This is a genomic window from Ruegeria sp. HKCCD7255, from assembly GCF_013031565.1.
In the GTDB taxonomy this organism is placed as follows: domain Bacteria; phylum Pseudomonadota; class Alphaproteobacteria; order Rhodobacterales; family Rhodobacteraceae; genus Ruegeria.
Genome location: NZ_WQAG01000015.1, coordinates 1 through 16,156 on the forward strand (window position 1 = coordinate 1; position 16,156 = coordinate 16,156).

Consider the following 16,156-nt stretch of genomic DNA (forward strand, 5'->3'; position numbering starts at 1 on the left):
CCGGGAGAGTAGGTCACCGCCAAACCTAGTAAAAGCCCAAACCTCTCTAATACGAGTAAACAAATCTGACACTGACGCGGGATGGAGCAGCCCGGTAGCTCGTCAGGCTCATAACCTGAAGGTCGTAGGTTCAAATCCTACTCCCGCAACCAGCGTCGGAATATCTCAAAAGCAGCCCGTTCAGACCAAAATTGATCCCCCGGATCAATTGCTTAACGTCTTCACCTCGTCAGGCTCATAACCTGAAGGTCAGAGGCTCAAATCCTACGCCCGCGACCAGCATGGTCGAACAAGCCGCCGAAAGGCGGCTTTTGTCGTTCTGCGCCAACCCAATCATCACCGACAGGGCACCTACAAGTCCGATTTGCACTTTATCCAACTCATGCTGGATCATGACAGGTTCGATCAGGCCACGGATGGCCTCCAGTGCTCTTGTACGGATCGACGGATCCGACAAATCTGTGACCTCGGAACGATGGAGTTCGGACAGATTTGGGTTTCGTTGCAATGGTGAGGGCGCAGGTTCGGAGGGTTTTGCATCTAGATTTGCAATCTGCATTTCGAGATATTCAAGCCAGGCCTTAAGACTTGGGGTTCGAATGGCTTCTGTAATCGCGTTATGAAATCCATTCAGTTTGCGCGCGGCTTTGTCACGTTCGGATTGCAGGCAAGTCCGGGCTGCCTGCACTGCGCCTGCTTCTGCGTTAGCAGCTTGCCCTGTCTGACGTCAGGAATGGCTCAAGCTCGTTGAAAATTCCTCTCTGACACTTACCGTAACGACGCCATTAGAAAGGAGCGTCTGAGACAATGTCACCAGACAGATCGGCCGACCGCTGGGATTTCTACTCCTGCGAGATTGAGGGCAATCCGCATTCGACAATGGTCAATCTCTCATTGTTTGATATTGCACCAATGCCGAAACTTAACATTTTTCACTTCTTAGAAATCACGTTGAAGCACCCTAGTCCCGAACATGGAATGACGACAAACCAAGAGTTTCAAACCGTAAGCAAAATGGAGGATTTGATAGAACGTTGTGAAACTGGGGACTTAAAGTACATCGCTCGTCAAACTGGTGGCGGGAAGCGCAAATTCTACTTTTATGCATCCCCAGTATTTGATTTCGTCTCAATTGCCGATGTCCTTGGCCAAGCTTTTCCAGCCTACGAAATGACCACATTCAAATTTGAGGACACCGACTGGCAAACCTATTTTGAGGACTTGTATCCAAATGCGATTGCATTGAACGAGATTTCAAACCGATCAGTATTTCTTCAGCTTGAGGCAAATGGCGACAATTTGGACATTCCGCGCAGAATTGACCACACGATTATCTTTAAAAACCGCGATCCGGCGAAGGAGTTTTCAATGATTGCTGAAGGAAGAGGCTTCACGGTTGAAATCAAATCAAGTGGTATCTTTAGCAAGACTTATGATCTTCTTGTCCAAAGGGTAGATCCGCCGTCTAGACTCGATCCAATCACGTATGAACTGAAAGAACTGGCGGCGGGCCTTGGCGGATCATATGACGGTTGGGGGTGCTTGGTGCAGAAATCGAGTGATTGATAGCAGACATTACTTCCCAATCCGGCAATGGCAGGATTGCCCGCTGCGCTCGCACCATCTCGACTGATCGATCAAGGGCAGCTTTCGGCCGCTAAATCTCAATAACTTCCGCAATTACCAATGCATTCTATAGCTCAACACCAAGATACCGGAAAGTGCTGTCCATCTTGGTGCGCCCAAGCGATAGTTGAACTGCGGTAGGTCGCGAAGGTTCTCGGCCAATTTGTGTCGCACCCGTATCTCCGGACATGGTTTGGTTCCAGTGGCCGTTTCTGACCAAGGATACGTCTTTTTTCGAGGCTGGACGAAGCGCGCGAATGGCCGGTAAGCTTGGAGTTTGCATGACTGATCCTCCGATCCGCCACGCCCTTCCACGACGACAACCCGGCGCTGACACAAAGACATTTTCACATTGTGTTTCGTAGCTTCGCTCGCTGAAACCGAACCTTTGAAGAGAAGTATCCAATTAGAAGAAGGCTTCTGAAAATGTTAAAGAAGTGGCCAATTTAGTTAAGCCAACTTGACCTACATTCATACTATCTCTCCAACGATGGGAGGACAAAATGAAAGATGACGCTACCATCTCTGTTGGCTACAACGATGATCCGGCCCGTTCATTTTCACTTAAGGCCGAGGCTTATACCGACGCGAAATGGTTCGATACGGATCTCAAAGCTGTCATTGCAAAGACTTGGCAATGGGTGTGCCACGTCGAAAAAACGCGTGATCCGGGGGCCTTTGTGACCGTCAGTATCGCGGGCCATTCAATTGCGGTTGTGCGCGATAAAGAAGGCACGTTGAGAGCGTTCTATAATGTCTGCAAGCATCGCGCTCATGAGCTTTTGTCTGGAGACGGCAGCACGACGCGGATCATGTGTCCCTATCATGCTTGGGTCTACAAGTTAGATGGTCAATTGGCCCGTGCGCCGCACACGGAGAACCTGGTCGATTTCGACCCGGCTGAGATTTGCCTGGATGAAGTACTTGTCGAAGAGTTCTGCGGATTTGTGTTCGTGAACCTTGATCGGGCTGCACGGCCTTTGGCAGAACAGTCCGGCGATCTTGAAACCGAGATCCGTCACTGGGCCCCGGACGTCGAACAACTGACTTTTGGGCACCGCTTGACCTACGACATCAAGTCCAATTGGAAGAACGTCGTAGATAACTTTCTTGAATGCTACCATTGCCCCACAGCGCACAAGGATTTCTGTGACCTTGTGGACATGGACACTTATAAGGTGACCACATACGGCATTTATTCCAGTCATATGGCAGACGCAGGTCAAAACGCCAACAGCGCTTATGACGTGTCCAATGCGACCGTAAAGACCCACGCGGTTTGGTGGCTGTATCCCACGACGTGCCTGATGCGCTACCCCGGGCGCTCCAGCATGATCGTGCTGAATATCATTCCCGTGGGCCCTGACAGAACGTTGGAAACCTACGATTTTTTCCTGGAGACGCCAGAGCCTGATGCGATGGAGCTGGATGCAATTCGTTATCTCGACGAGGTCCTGCAAGTGGAGGACATCAACTTGGTCGAAAGCGTTCAGCGTGGCATGAACACGCCCGCGTTTACCCAAGGCCGTATCGTGCACGATCCAGACGGTTCAGGGAAATCGGAGCATGCTGTGCACCATTTTCACGGGCTTGTTCTGGATGCCTATACCAAAGGTGCAATGTGACGCGGCCCAATATCCTGGTGATCATGGCGGACCAACTGGCTCCGCATTTCACTGGAACATACGGGCACAAAACCGCCAAGACACCACATCTGGATGCGCTTGCCGCGCGAGGCATGCGGTTTGACGCGGCGTATTGCAATTCGCCGCTTTGCGCACCGTCACGGTATGCATTCATGTCGGGTCAATACATCAGCCGGATTGCCGCGTACGACAATGCGTCCGAATTCAAGGCGTCGGTGCCGACCTTCGCTCATTACCTGAAATCCTTGGGCTACCGTACCTGTCTCTCCGGCAAGATGCATTTCGTAGGTCCCGATCAGATGCACGGCTTCGAGGACCGCGTGACCACTGATATTTACCCTGCGGATTTCGCCTGGACGCCGGACTGGGAAGCACCGGACGAACGGATCGACAAGTGGTATCACAACATGCAGACCGTGAAGGAAAGCGGTTTGGCCCATGCGACCTTTCAAATCGACTACGACGATGAAGTCGCCTTCGCTGCCAAGCGTTGGCTCTTTGATGCTGCGCGAGACAAGGCACAGGGCCAAGGGGCGCCTTTTGCGATGGTGGCCAGCTTCATCCACCCGCATGATCCCTATGTGGCGCGGCCTGAATGGTGGAACCTCTATTCAGATGATGACATCGAAATGCCAGCCTTTTTGCCAGCGCTAGAGGAACAGGACCCGTTTTCGCGGCGCTTGATGGATGGGATCGAAGCGTCGTATGTGCCGCTAACAGACGAAGAAGTGCGCCGTGCGCGCCGCGCCTATCTGGCCAATGTAAGCTATTTTGACAGCAAGATTGGTGAGCTTGTTCAAACGCTCGAAGAAACGGGCGAGTTGGACAATACTGTCGTCATCGTCACCGCAGATCATGGCGATATGCTGGGCGAGCGAGGCCTGTGGTACAAGATGAACTTCTTTGAACACTCCGCTCGCGTGCCTCTGGTGGTCGCAGGTCCCGATGTCGCCATTGGCACAGTCCAGAATGCCGTATCTCTGGTCGATCTGTTGCCTACGTTTATTGATTTGGCGGGCGGTGATGCGTCGATGTTGGGCGAGCCGATTGATGGGCGCAGTCTTGTCCCACTGATGCGGGGGGAAGACGACCCAATTGACGAAGCGATCGGCGAATACTGCGCTGAGATGACAGGATATCCGGTCATTATGATCCGCAGAGGGTCGCTCAAATACATTCACTGCGACAGCGATCCGCCGCAGCTCTACGATCTGAGCAATGATCCTATGGAAACGCGCAATTTTGCTGCGGCTCCGGACTATGCCGATGCAGCGTCGGACTTCGCCGCAGAGATCGCCGCGCGATGGGATGGCGCAGCGCTGCGCACTCAGATCATCGCGACCCAGAGGTCGCGGCGTGCCTTGCATGCCGCGATGGAGGCCGGGGTGAGTGAGCCTTGGGATTATAACCCGCCGAGCGATGCCAGCCGGCAGTATGTCCGTAACCATATGGATTGGACTGTGGCCGCGAAGCGCTACCGCTATCCCCCTTTGAAGGACGAAGTAGGATGAAACTTGAAGGAAAGATCGCTCTGGTCACGGGCGCACGCGGCGGGATTGGGCGCGCGATCGTCGCGCGGTTCGTCAAGGAAGGGGCTACTGTTTACGCAGCAGATCTCACGCCCGAAGGATCGCTCGACGCGCATGTTGACGATGGCGTCTTCGTGAAACTCGACGTCACCCAAGAAGCTGACGCTATTGCCGTGATGGACCAGGTTCGCGAAGCGAATGGCAAGCTTGATATTTTGGTCAATGCTGCAGGGATCGAGATTGAGAAAACGGTTGAAGACACAACGCTTGAGGAATGGAACCAGAGTTTTGCCGTGAATTCGACGGGCACGTTCCTCACCTCGAAATACGCGCTGCCGTTGATGCGTGAGGCCGCAACGTCGGGCAGCAGCGCGAGCCTGATCAACTTCGGGTCCTATGACGGCTTTATCGCCGACCCCGGTCTGGCGGCCTATTGTGCAACCAAAGGCGCGGTGCATGCTTTGACGCGCGCGATGGCCTGCGATCACGGGCCTGAAGGCATCCGCGTCAATGCGATCTGCCCCGGCTATATCGACACGCCGATGCTGCAAAGCTTTTTTAACGGCGATGGCTCGGGTGGCGGCGGAGGCAGTATTGAAACGCTGCAGAAAGCTGTACGCGACGTCCACCCGATGCGCACCTATGGCACGCCGGAAGACATTGCCAACCTGGTGAACTGGCTTGCCTCGGATGAGGCACGCTATGCCTCGGGTCAGCTTTGGGTGCTTGATGGCGGGCTCTCTGCGCAAGTTCAACAGATGAAACTCTGATGCCGAAGCCCGTCATCATAACGTGCGCTCCAACGGGTGGAATTCACACGCCGTCCATGTCGCCCCATCTGCCGATCACACCTGCAGAGATCGCAACGGCCAGCATTGAGGCAGCAGCAGCTGGCGCCTCAATCATCCATTTGCATGCGCGTCACCCAGAGACAGGAAAGCCCGATCCGCGGCCCGAGCTGTTCGGTCAATTCTTGCCGGTCATCAAGCAATCAACCGATGCCGTCATCAATGTCTCCACCGGAGGCGGGCTCGGCATGTCGATGGACGAACGGTTGTTGGCTGCCACGTCTGCCAGTCCAGAGATGGCCAGTCTGAACATGGGCTCGATGAACTTTGGCATATTCCCGATGTTACAGAAGTACACGGAGTTCCAGTTCGATTGGGAACGTCCCTTCCTTGAAATGACCGAAGACTTCATCTTTCCCAACACCTTCAAGACGATCCGCTACGCGATTGAAAAATTGGGGGGGGATCATGGCACGAAGTTCGAATTCGAGTGCTACGATCTGGGCCATCTCTACAACGTGAAATGGTTCGTGGATCAAGGGATCATCAAGCCACCTTTCTTCATCCAGATGGTCTTTGGCATTTTGGGCGGCGTAGGCGCCGATCCAGATCACCTCGTCCATATGCACAACACCGCGAACAAACTCTTTGGGCCTGACAACTTTGAATGGTCTGTGCTCGCTGCAGGACGACACCAGATGCCCTTCGCGACCCAAAGCGCGATGCGAGGCGGCAACCTGCGTGTCGGACTGGAAGACAGCCTGTTCATCGGCAAGGGCGAGCTTGCCACGTCCAACGCGCAGCAAGTCCATCGCATCCGCAGCATAATTGAAAATCTGGGCCTGACTATTGCCACGCCTGAGGAGGCGCGTGCGCGTCTGGCACTGAAGGGCGGTGATCAGGTCGGGTTCTGAGGGAGAAACACATGCAAACGAAAATGCTGATCAACGGGGAAATGGTCGAAGGCACAGGCGAGGTGCTGGATGTGTTGAACCCGGCGACGGGCGCAGTGATCGGAGCTGTGGCAGAGGCAGGCTCTGAGCAGATCGAGGCGGCAACACGCAGCGCCGCAGAGGCATTTGACAGCTTTGCCCGCACATCACCTGCCGAACGCTCCGCGATGCTGTTACAGATCGCTGACGTAATAGAGGCACACAGCCAAGAGCTCGCTGAGTTGGAAAGCCTTGATGTCGGCAAGCCTTGGCCTTCAGCCCATGATGATGAGATGCCGCTGACAATCGATGTCTTCCGTTTCTTCGCGGGCGCGGCACGTACGATGATGGGGTCTGCGGCCGGGGAATATGTTGCTGGCCACACATCAATGATCCGCCGCGACCCAGTCGGACCTGTGGCAGCCATCGCGCCGTGGAACTATCCGCTCATGATGGCGTCATGGAAGCTGGCCGCGCCAATCGCCGCAGGATGCTCTGTGGTTCTAAAACCCTCTGAAATCACACCTTTGTCGACATTGCGTCTTGCAGAGCTGCTGCAGCATGTGTTGCCCAAAGGCGTGTTGAACGTGATCCACGGACGCGGGCCAAGCGTTGGCGATGCTCTGATCAACAACCCTCAGATGGAGGCGATTACCGTCACCGGCTCGCCCGCTACCGGGATGGCGGCGATGCGGGCGGCGTCAGAACAAATCCGCCACGTGCATTTGGAGCTGGGTGGCAAGGCCCCGGTGATCGTGTTTGAGGATGCCGATGTCGATGCTGTGGCCGAAACGATCCGCTATGGCAGTTACTTCAACGCAGGTCAGGATTGTGCGCAACCCTGCCGCGTGATGGCGGCGGATGGTGTTTATGATAGACTTGTGAGTGCCATTCAAGAACAAGTCGGTCAGATACAAATCGGCGCGCCAAAAGCTGAAGGAACCGAAATGGGCCCATTGGTGTCGGAGGCGCAACGCGATCGCGTTGCTGGTTTCGTAGACCGTGCTCGCAGCGCTGCCGAAATTGTCTCAGGCGGAGCGGCAGGCGACGGTGATGGGTTCTTCTACGAACCCACAGTCATCGCCAATGTCGACAATGATGCAGAGGTTGCCTGCAATGAGGTCTTTGGTCCCGTTGTCTCGATATCGCGGTTCTCTGACGCGGATGAAGCCTTGAGGATCGCAAATTCAGGCAGCTACGGCTTGGCCTCATCGGTATGGACCCGCGATGTCGGACGCGCCATGCAGATGACTTCTAAACTGCGTTATGGTTTCACTTGGGTGAACACCCACGGGGTTGCGACGCCTGAAATGCCCTGGGCCGCTATGAAGGGGTCTGGCACGGGCAGCGACATGTCAGTTTACGCGCTCGACGCCTATACCGCGATCCGCCATGTCATGGTTGCGCACTGATGCGGTTGGCAGGCAAAAAAGCGTTTGTCACGGGTGGTAGACAAGGCATCGGCCGGGGGATCGTTGATGCGTTTTTGAACGAAGGCGCGACAGTGACGACCTGCGGGCGCGGCGCTCGGCCAAAGGGATTGCCAACCGAGGTCACTTGGCTCGCCTTGGATGTGTCTGATCCATCGGCTGTGAATGCGGTCGCCACTCCAACGGATATTCTGGTCAACAACGCTGGTGTTCAGGTCGAAAAAACCGTAGCTGACAGCACGGATGCCGACTGGGATCAAGTGATGGGCACCAACGCGCGCGGTGTGTTCAACTGTTGCCGTGCCTTTATTCCCGTGATGCCAAAGGGCGGCTCGATCATCAATATCGGTTCGATCTCGGGCAATGTCGCCGACCCGTCGATGGCGCTTTACAATGCGTCCAAGGCATTTGTGCACGGGTTGACGCGCTCTATCGCCGTGGATCACGGACCGGACATTCGTTGCAACGCGATCTGCCCAGGATGGATTGAAACCGGCATGTTGGACGCAGGTTTTGAACTGGCCAAAGACCCCAAGAAAGCAAAGCAGGATGCGCTCGTGCGTCACCCGGTCAGGAGGTTTGGCAAACCCGCTGATATCGCTGCGATGGCTGTCTGGCTGGCATCAGAAGAAGCCGGATTTGCCACGGGACAACTCTTTACTGTCGATGGCGGTATGACCGCGGCATCGCCTCTAAATCCCGGTTTGTTCTGATGGGCCAAATTGAACATATAGCAGTCTTGGGCGCTGGCGTCATAGGCGCGAGTTGGACCGCTCTGTTTCTTGCGTCCGGGCGCAGTGTCGCCGTGTTCGACCCTGATAAAGGCGCCGAAGCCGCCGTGCGCAAATACGTCGAGACGGCATGGCCTGCGTTGGAAGAGCTTGGCTTGACCGAGCGGGCGAAACCCGATGCCTTACGCTTTGAGACCAGCGCGGGCCATGCGGTTGATGGTGCGCAGTTCGTGCAGGAAAACGTACCAGAGAGACTGCCAATCAAACATCAAACCTATCAGGAAATCGAACCCCGGTTGGAGGTGGAAACGATCGTGTCCAGTTCAACCTCTGGTCTGACGTTGGAAGCCCTGCAGGAGGGCTGGAAAGATCCAAGCCCATTCATCCTTGGACACCCCTTCAACCCACCGCACTTGATCCCATTGGTCGAACTTACGGCCAACGCTGCAACAGGGGCGAGCGTCTTAGATCGAACCGAAGCCTTCTACCAAGACATCGGCAAAGTGACGATCCGCATCAAAAAAGGCATGCCCGGACATGTCGCAAATCGGCTGCAAGCGGCCATCTGGCGTGAGGCTGTGCATATGGCTGTCGAGGGCGTCGCCAGCGTCGAAGATATCGACAAGGCAATGTGGGCCGGGCCCGGGTTGCGATGGGCGGCGATGGGTCCGACAACCTTGTTTCATCTCGGGGCGGGGGAAGGTGGCCTCCAAGCCTTTTGCGACCATTTCAAGGATACATTCAACGGCTGGTGGGATGACCTTGGCGACCCGCGACTGGACGACAATAGTATCAAGCTGTTGGTCGATGGCATGGCGGCCGCATCTGAAGGAAAAAGCCCGGCAGAGCTGTCCGCGCAGCGGGACAAAATGCTTACGGCGATGCAGATGGCGACGCGTCCGCTCCGCTCCTGAGATCTGGTTTGTACATTGGCCAAGCGCGGAACTCGAATGGCACGCGCCCGTCGATCCGATCTGCGCTTGGTGATAAGCCAAACCGTTGATGATAGGCGCGGCTGAAATGAACTTGGCTGTTAAACCCAGATGCCGCTGCGATTTCGCTGAACTTTAATTCAGTTTGCGTGACGAGCCCACGCGCTCGGTCCAAACGAATATCGCGGTAATAGGCGACAGGTGATTTGCGCACGTATTGATGGAACAATCGGCTGAGCTGACGTTGCGAGACTTCCACTCTTTCGGCAATTTTGGGTATTGAGAGCGTTGTTTCCAGATGCGCTTCCATCAAGTCAATGGCGGCGCGGACAACGCCAGATGTGACATAGCCCATCGGCTCGACCACCTTGGGATTTTGAGACCGACCTTCGCCGCGTACCTCATGATGAAAAAGATATCGCGCCGTCGCGTTTGCAACGCTTTCTCCGGCCTCAGAATGCACGAACCGCAGTCCGGCATCAGTCGACGCTGTGCCGCCGCAACAGGTGAAAACACCTTCGTCCTGCACGAACATGTTCTCGGACACGGTTGTATCCGGAGCAATTTCGATGAAAGCGTCGATATGTTCGTAGTGTACTGTCGCTGTTTTGTTCTTCAACAATCCCGCCTTCGCAAGAATAATCCCGCCTGTGTCCAATCCACCAATGATCGCACCAGACCGCTGCCACCTTTGAAGCGCAGTGCAAAGCGCGCGCGACGCATAGCGCTCGGGTGTCCAGCTCGAACTTACGAGAACGAGCCAAGGCTTGCGTTCATAGTCGTCTCGCCATTGGGCGGTTTCAATTAACATCCCACTGCTGGTCTCAACCCCGCCGCCATGTTCCGAGACGAACTTCCACGAAAACCTGTTCGTCCCGGACAAGTAGTTAGCCACACGAAACGGATCAATGAACGATGTCGTTGCAGAGACATTAAAATGCGGTGTTACAATGGCGAGTATTTCATGTTGGATTGGCATCGGAATAGACATGGCTGATTTTGTGAAATCGTGTCTAAATTTGTCAATTAAAATTCGCTTATTTTGCGATCGCAGCGAGCGCCGCTTTTTGGGCGATCCACATCGCAACGTGGATGGCAAACGCTGGATGTGAGCAATGGGCCGTCCTTGATACGGCCAAACGCTGTGTGCTCGTCAATGCCGTGCTTCCTCCAAGGCCTGCACTGAGCCATCTGCGTAAGTTCGACTTTCTCGCTGCGCGCTCGCAGCACAGATTCTGCCCAGTCCGCATCGTCTTGAGCACCGTATTGTGGCGAAAAATGAGGCCCTTCGCGCCGGACACAGCGAGACTTTGTGAGATATATATTCACCCAATAAGCTCTGATCGTTATCGCGTTGCTGATTTCTGGGCATGGAGGATCGGAGGGCATATCAAGCCAAGAGTACAACTTCCCGCAGTTGCAAAAAACGCAGAGATTGGAAAAAGGGTCGGATCACCGGTCAGAAAAGACTTCTACTTCCAAAGCAAGTCTGGGCGATCCGTACTCGACTCGAACTCGCAGGTAACTTGCGCGATTTGACACTGTTCAATGTCGCCATCGACAGTAAATTGCGAGGCTGCGATTTGGGAAAACTTTCTGTAACCAATCTGGTCAAGAAACAGCGCGTCCGCGAACGGGTTTCAGTGATCCAGCGCAAAACCAAGCGTCCAGTTTCGTTCGAGCTGACCGAGATTACGCCGGGTACCGTTTCCGGCTGGGTTTGTTCGCCCGAAATGATTGGCTGTCCATTTATGTTTACTAGCCGGTTTAAAGACCGACCTCATATTTCAACGCCAACATGGCCGACGAGTTGGGGAATGGCTGACTGCGATTGGTCAGGAGCCAAGCGGATACGGCACCCATTCAACCCGCCGAACTAAGGCTGCGGAGATCTAGCGAAAGGCTGGAAATCTCTGAGCAGTACAGATCTTTCTTGGACACAACAACGTCGATGGCACTGTGCGTTGCTGTGGCGTCGAATTGGAAGATGCGCTGAACCTTGCTGAAAAAATCGACATCCAAACGGTATTGGCGGACGGTCGATGTTGTTTGTCAATCTGGACCAACCCTACGACAACGCTGCAGAAGTTGACCGAGCAGAGCACAGGAGAACGGGATATTTTTCGCTGGGTCTGATCATCACGCGAAGGTCGCGCCGGTGATGTTCTCGCGAGTGATTACGCCGGTCAGGATCGGGCTGGGTTTGAAGTCGCGCTTCTCGAGATACGAGACCAGCGCCTCGACGGTTTGCTCGGCGACAATGCGAACGTTCAGATGGATCACAATATCCATCGTGCCGTCCAGAAGATATGATTTCGTGCGCGATGTCAGGTTATGGCCAATGAAGACGACTTCATCCGCGGCGTCTTCGTCTTTCAGAGCACGTGCGACACCCTGATGCCCGCCACCAACATTGTAGATGCCGATAATGTCGTCTCTTTGGCTGATGGCTTTCCGGACTCCCTGATAGTTACCCTCGGCATCGTCTTGCCCGTTAACGACGATGGCCTCGCCGATATGGGGAAAGTCCTGCCGCAGGCAGGCGCGAAACCCGATCTCGCGGTCCTCATGCACGCGGTAGAGTTCACCTCCGGTGACAACCAGAACAGACCCAGATTGCCGTGTGAGACGCCCCATCAGGTACCCGGCAGTGCGACCGGCGGCGCGATTGTTGATGCCGATATAGCCGATCAGGGCTGGGTGCTCCAAACCGGACATGATGGTGAGCGCTGGGATGTTGAGCCGCGCGAGAGATTCAACTGCGTCGTGCACACGCGGATCGTCAAGCGCCTGAAACGCAACCGCGTCAACGCCTTGTCCGGCGCAGGCGTGAAGCTTTCTTGCCAGTGAAGCCGGTTCCAGTTTCTTGGTGAAAACACATTCGATGGTTGCGTTACCGCGTGCGCCATAATCCTGAAGACAGTCGGCCAAAAGATCAGTCGATGGACCGGCCTCTCCGGGCAGGAATACTTTCAAGCGCCAGGGCCGGGGGCGCGACCCAATCGCTGTGCCCGCCTCTATTGCGCGTTTGGCCTGAATAACACGCTGCCGGGTGGATTCACCCACATGCGCGCGATTGTTGAGCACGCGGTCGACTGTGGCGGTGCCGACTCCCGCAAGTTTGGCGATCGCTGAAATCGTCGCCCTTCTTGGTACATGTATGTCACCTGAATCAGACAAGTTTTCCATCAAATCACATCAAATTCGGCCGATCTGGCGAGTTTAGTACCTCAATCAACATCAATTCATCGACTTGATGCAAGTTCTTGTTGCCAACGAGAACGCCCGGTTAGGATCATCCACCGCAATCAACAAGCCGTTCACTGGGCACAGGGAGGCACACAAGAATACTGGCGAGCACAGCGGAGGTTGCTGTCCCCGCCGGGGGCGCGATGGCCCAGGACCAACTCAGGTTTCAGATACACTTCAACGCTGAATCCACGCCGGGACAGCTGATCCTGAAATTCGTGGAACAGTTAAAACCATGAAGTAATGGCCGACCGATGAAAAATTGCCCGAATTGGTCGCTTTGGCCAGGGGTGTCTTCCGGACCGGCCAGCGCAGGGAACTTTGCATGAAACCCCAAAACCGTAGCAGAAAGGAAGTGTTGCAATGCGCGTGGGTGTCATAGGATTGGGGGATATGGGATCGGGTCTGGCAAAGAACCTGATCGCGAACGGGCATGAGGTGATCGGGCGGGATCTGAGCGCGGACCGGATGGAGGCTTTTGCACGCATGGGAGGCACGCCCGCTGCAAACGTCGCCGAAATTGGCGAATATGCGGACGCGGTCTTTGTCATGGTCATGGATGGTAATCAGGCGAAATCCGTCATCCTCGGCAAGGATGGCTTGATCGGTTACATGCCGAAGGGCAGCGCCGTGATCTTGACTGCAACCATCAAGCCAGCCGAAGCCGTGAACATCGGTTCAGCAATGGAAGGGTCAGGAATTCATCTCATCGACAGCCCGGTATCTGGTGGGTTCGCCGGTGCGCAGGGCGGGACGCTGACCATGATGGCTGCGGGTGAAGAGGCTGTTCTGGACCGGTTTGAGCCGGTCATGCAAGCCGTCTCGGGCACCATCCACCGGGTTGGAGACGCCCCGGGACATGGGCAGACGGTCAAGGCTTGCCTGCAAAGTCTAATCGGCTCGGTATTCGCCGCGACTTTCGAGGCGGCGGCGTTCTGTGCCAAGGCTGGCCTGTCCGCTGATTCAGTCTGGAACGTGTTCTCGACATCCGGCGTCGGCTGCAACGTCACCAAAAGTGCTTTGGAGAACATCGTCGACGGTAAGTTTGAAGGCACGGGCAGCTCGATTACGACCATGCACAAGGACCTGACAATTTCGCTTAACCTTGCGGAACAGATCGGGATGCCGCTGCATATGGCGTCTACCGCGATGCAGATCTTCCACGCGGGAAAGACCAAGTATCCGGACGGCGATAACTGGGTTTGCACCCGCGTGATCGAGGAAATTATCGGTGCCGAATTGCGCCGCTGAGAAGGAATGAGTGAACAAATGAAACTGGGTGTCATTTGCGACGGCATCAGCCGTGATCTTGCCCATGCCGTTGACGTCATGGACGAATTCGATCTGGAATATGCCGAACTTCAGTTCGTGGGCGAACATGAGGTTGGCGACCATTCGGCGAGCGAAATCGCCGAAATCGACAAGCTGCTGAGGGACAGGGGCAAGCCGGTCTCTTGCTTGTCGCGCCATATCTTTGCGGGCATGACAACCGCAAACCGCCCAGGCGACGCACTTCACATCAAACACATGGACGCTCTGAAGAGGGTGATCGAGATGGCGCATATCGTCGGCTCACCGCTGGTGCGGATTATGACCCAGAAGAAGGAACAGATACTCTGGGGCAAGGGCGGCGCCGAGAAGTGGAATGTGGCGCATGGCGCGTGGGACACGATGCCCCCGCTGATCGCGCCAGCCTGTGATCTGGCCCGCGCGGAAGGCGTGACGCTGGTCGTTGAAACCGGCAACGGCACGATGGTGAATTCAAACTACACCGCGCGCCGTCTGATAGACGAACTTGACGCCAAAGACGTACTCAAGGTGCTTTGGGATCCGGCCAATAATTGCTGGTGCCACGAACGCGCCTATCCGGACGGCTATGATGAGGTCCGTGATGGGTATCTCGGCCACGTTCACATCAAGGACGTGCAGGTCGACACGCCCCGGGCCACGCTCGAGGTGCGCGAATTGGGCAAGGGACAGCTTGCCGATCAGTTTCGCCTGATCGCAGAGGCCCTGCGTGCGGATGGATATGATGGCGTCATCAGCTTTGAAAGCGTCTACCACCCTGGCAATGGCAATTTCGAGGACGGGTTTCGGCAGTGTATCGGCCTGTTCAAAGAGATCTTCGGGTGAGTGACGGTATGAATAGTTTTCGTGTCGGTTTGATCGGCACCGGGCGGATCAGTGATGTTTATCTCAGGAACTGTGCCGTGTTTGACGGGCTGGAAATTGTTGCCTGTGGTTCGCTGAACATGGACGAAAGCCGCGCGAAGGCGGCAGAATTCGACGTGCCCTGCGCAAAGGAACCGGCCGCGATCATCGCCGATCCCGAGATCGACGCGATCCTCAACCTGACCATTCCAGCGGCTCATGCCGACATCAGTGTCGCCGCGCTCGAGGCGGGCAAACATGTCTATTCGGAGAAACCTTTCGTCACGGATCTTGCGAATGGACGTCGCGTATTGGAGTTGGCGCGAGACAAGGGCCTGACCGTCGGCAATGCGCCAGATACGTTCCTGGGTGGGCGCTGGCAGACGGTGCGCAAACTGCTCGACAAGGGCGTGATCGGCGCGCCGACCGGTGTCGCCGCCTTCGTGCCCACACACGGTGTCGAACGCCATCATCCAAACCCAGACTTCTACTACGCCAAAGGTGGCGGTCCGCTTCTTGATCTGGGTCCTTACTACCTGACGGCGATGGTGTTCCTTTTGGGTCCAATTCGAGAAGTAGCGGCGATGGGAAAGAAAACCTTTGCAGAGCGGATGATCGAGAATGGGCCGCGCAATGGCGAGATGATGCCGGTCGAGGAAGACACCCACAGCCTGAACCTCATCGCCTTCGAAAATGGCGTTCTGGGCGAAATGATGGTCAGCTTCGATGTCTGGGAAAGCGAAACGCCGCGGTTCGAGATCTATGGCGAGGACGGCACCATATGCATTCCCGATCCCGACCCCGGCGATGGGGCCAATATCTTTCAAGGGCCGGTCTGGTATCGTACGCGAGCCGAGGCGCGTTGGACCGAACGGCCCCGACCTGACGCGCCGGCGGAGTGGTGCGTGGCAGAGAACACCCATGGCTTCAACTACGATGCGCGTGGCGTTGGCTTGTTGGAAATGGCGGACGCCGTCGCCAATGGCCGCAGCCCGCGCGCCAGCGGCGCGCTGGCTTATCACGTGACCGAGGCGATGGAGGCCATGCTGACCTCTGCACGTGAGGCCCGGTTTGTCGATGTTGCCAGCACCTGCGCGCGCCCCGAACTTCTGCCCGAAACCTTCCCGAAAGACCGCTGAAAC

14 protein-coding genes, 1 tRNA gene and 1 pseudogene are annotated in these 16,156 nt (G+C 55.8%); 13 read left to right on the forward strand and 3 right to left on the reverse strand.

Translation table 11 applies throughout. From position 1 onward, the window contains the following. The first annotated feature begins 75 nt into the window (after positions 1–75). Positions 76–152 (forward strand) — tRNA-Met (locus GOX45_RS19995). 83 nt (positions 153–235) lie between these two features. Here the strand turns inward: GOX45_RS19995 and GOX45_RS20000 are convergent. Then, positions 236–559, reverse strand: coding sequence for a hypothetical protein (locus tag GOX45_RS20000; protein WP_171103418.1), 324 nt, complete (start codon positions 557–559; stop codon positions 236–238). A 248-nt stretch (positions 560–807) separates the two neighbouring features. Between GOX45_RS20000 and GOX45_RS20005 the strand changes: the two genes are divergently transcribed. The 8 genes from GOX45_RS20005 (at position 808) to GOX45_RS20040 (ending at position 9,596) form a co-directional block, all read left to right on the forward strand. Next, positions 808–1,566 carry a DUF695 domain-containing protein gene (locus GOX45_RS20005; protein ID WP_171103420.1) on the forward strand — a complete coding sequence of 253 codons (759 nt, stop codon included), beginning with the start codon at positions 808–810 and terminating at the stop codon, positions 1,564–1,566. Between the two features lie 563 nt (positions 1,567–2,129). Then, positions 2,130–3,251: an SRPBCC family protein gene (locus tag GOX45_RS20010; protein ID WP_171103424.1), complete on the forward strand. Its 1,122-nt coding sequence runs from the start codon at positions 2,130–2,132 to the stop codon at positions 3,249–3,251. Further along, entirely contained in the window at positions 3,248–4,783 is a 1,536-nt protein-coding gene (gene betC, locus GOX45_RS20015) for a choline-sulfatase (protein ID WP_171103425.1), read from the forward strand. The genes GOX45_RS20010 and betC overlap by 4 nt, the downstream gene beginning before the upstream one ends. Further along, a complete protein-coding gene (locus GOX45_RS20020; protein WP_171103427.1) occupies positions 4,780–5,571 on the forward strand; it encodes an SDR family NAD(P)-dependent oxidoreductase in 792 nt (263 codons plus the stop codon). Before betC ends, GOX45_RS20020 begins: the two co-directional genes overlap by 4 nt. Continuing rightward, on the forward strand, positions 5,571–6,503 hold the full coding sequence (locus GOX45_RS20025) for a 3-keto-5-aminohexanoate cleavage protein (RefSeq protein ID WP_171103430.1): 933 nt from the start codon (positions 5,571–5,573) through the stop codon (positions 6,501–6,503). The genes GOX45_RS20020 and GOX45_RS20025 overlap by 1 nt, the downstream gene beginning before the upstream one ends. Before the next feature lie 11 nt (positions 6,504–6,514). After that, entirely contained in the window at positions 6,515–7,933 is a 1,419-nt protein-coding gene (locus GOX45_RS20030; RefSeq protein ID WP_171103431.1) for an aminobutyraldehyde dehydrogenase, read from the forward strand. Next, complete coding sequence (locus GOX45_RS20035) at positions 7,933–8,664, forward strand: SDR family NAD(P)-dependent oxidoreductase (protein ID WP_171103433.1); 732 nt, start codon at positions 7,933–7,935, stop codon at positions 8,662–8,664. Before GOX45_RS20030 ends, GOX45_RS20035 begins: the two co-directional genes overlap by 1 nt. Continuing rightward, complete coding sequence (locus GOX45_RS20040; RefSeq protein WP_171103435.1) at positions 8,664–9,596, forward strand: 3-hydroxyacyl-CoA dehydrogenase NAD-binding domain-containing protein; 933 nt, start codon at positions 8,664–8,666, stop codon at positions 9,594–9,596. The genes GOX45_RS20035 and GOX45_RS20040 overlap by 1 nt, the downstream gene beginning before the upstream one ends. Here GOX45_RS20040 and GOX45_RS20045 read toward each other — a convergent pair. Next, positions 9,556–10,605 carry a GlxA family transcriptional regulator gene (locus GOX45_RS20045; RefSeq protein WP_254446114.1) on the reverse strand — a complete coding sequence of 350 codons (1,050 nt, stop codon included), beginning with the start codon at positions 10,603–10,605 and terminating at the stop codon, positions 9,556–9,558. The genes GOX45_RS20040 and GOX45_RS20045 overlap by 41 nt on opposite strands. A gap of 398 nt (positions 10,606–11,003) precedes the next feature. Here GOX45_RS20045 and GOX45_RS20050 point away from each other — a divergent pair. Beyond that, positions 11,004–11,633: pseudogene (locus GOX45_RS20050) on the forward strand (tyrosine-type recombinase/integrase); the annotation flags it as partial. A gap of 120 nt (positions 11,634–11,753) precedes the next feature. On the opposite strand, the gene GOX45_RS20055 reads toward GOX45_RS20050, so the two are convergent. Further along, positions 11,754–12,803 carry a LacI family DNA-binding transcriptional regulator gene (locus GOX45_RS20055; protein WP_171103437.1) on the reverse strand — a complete coding sequence of 350 codons (1,050 nt, stop codon included), beginning with the start codon at positions 12,801–12,803 and terminating at the stop codon, positions 11,754–11,756. A 423-nt stretch (positions 12,804–13,226) separates the two neighbouring features. On the opposite strand from GOX45_RS20055, the gene GOX45_RS20060 reads away from it, so the two are divergent. From GOX45_RS20060 to GOX45_RS20070, 3 genes are read left to right on the forward strand one after another with little or no spacing between them, the layout of a single operon-like run. Next, positions 13,227–14,114, forward strand: a complete 888-nt coding sequence (locus tag GOX45_RS20060; RefSeq protein ID WP_171103438.1) for an NAD(P)-dependent oxidoreductase — start codon at positions 13,227–13,229, stop codon at positions 14,112–14,114. Between the two features lie 6 nt (positions 14,115–14,120). Continuing rightward, the gene (locus tag GOX45_RS20065) at positions 14,121–14,996 is read left to right on the forward strand and encodes a sugar phosphate isomerase/epimerase (RefSeq protein WP_254446115.1); all 876 of its coding nucleotides are present in this window, start codon (positions 14,121–14,123) and stop codon (positions 14,994–14,996) included. 8 nt (positions 14,997–15,004) lie between these two features. Then, positions 15,005–16,153 (forward strand): Gfo/Idh/MocA family protein, encoded by a 1,149-nt coding sequence (locus tag GOX45_RS20070; RefSeq protein ID WP_171103440.1) that lies wholly within the window; start codon positions 15,005–15,007, stop codon positions 16,151–16,153. Positions 16,154–16,156: the final 3 nt, after the last annotated feature.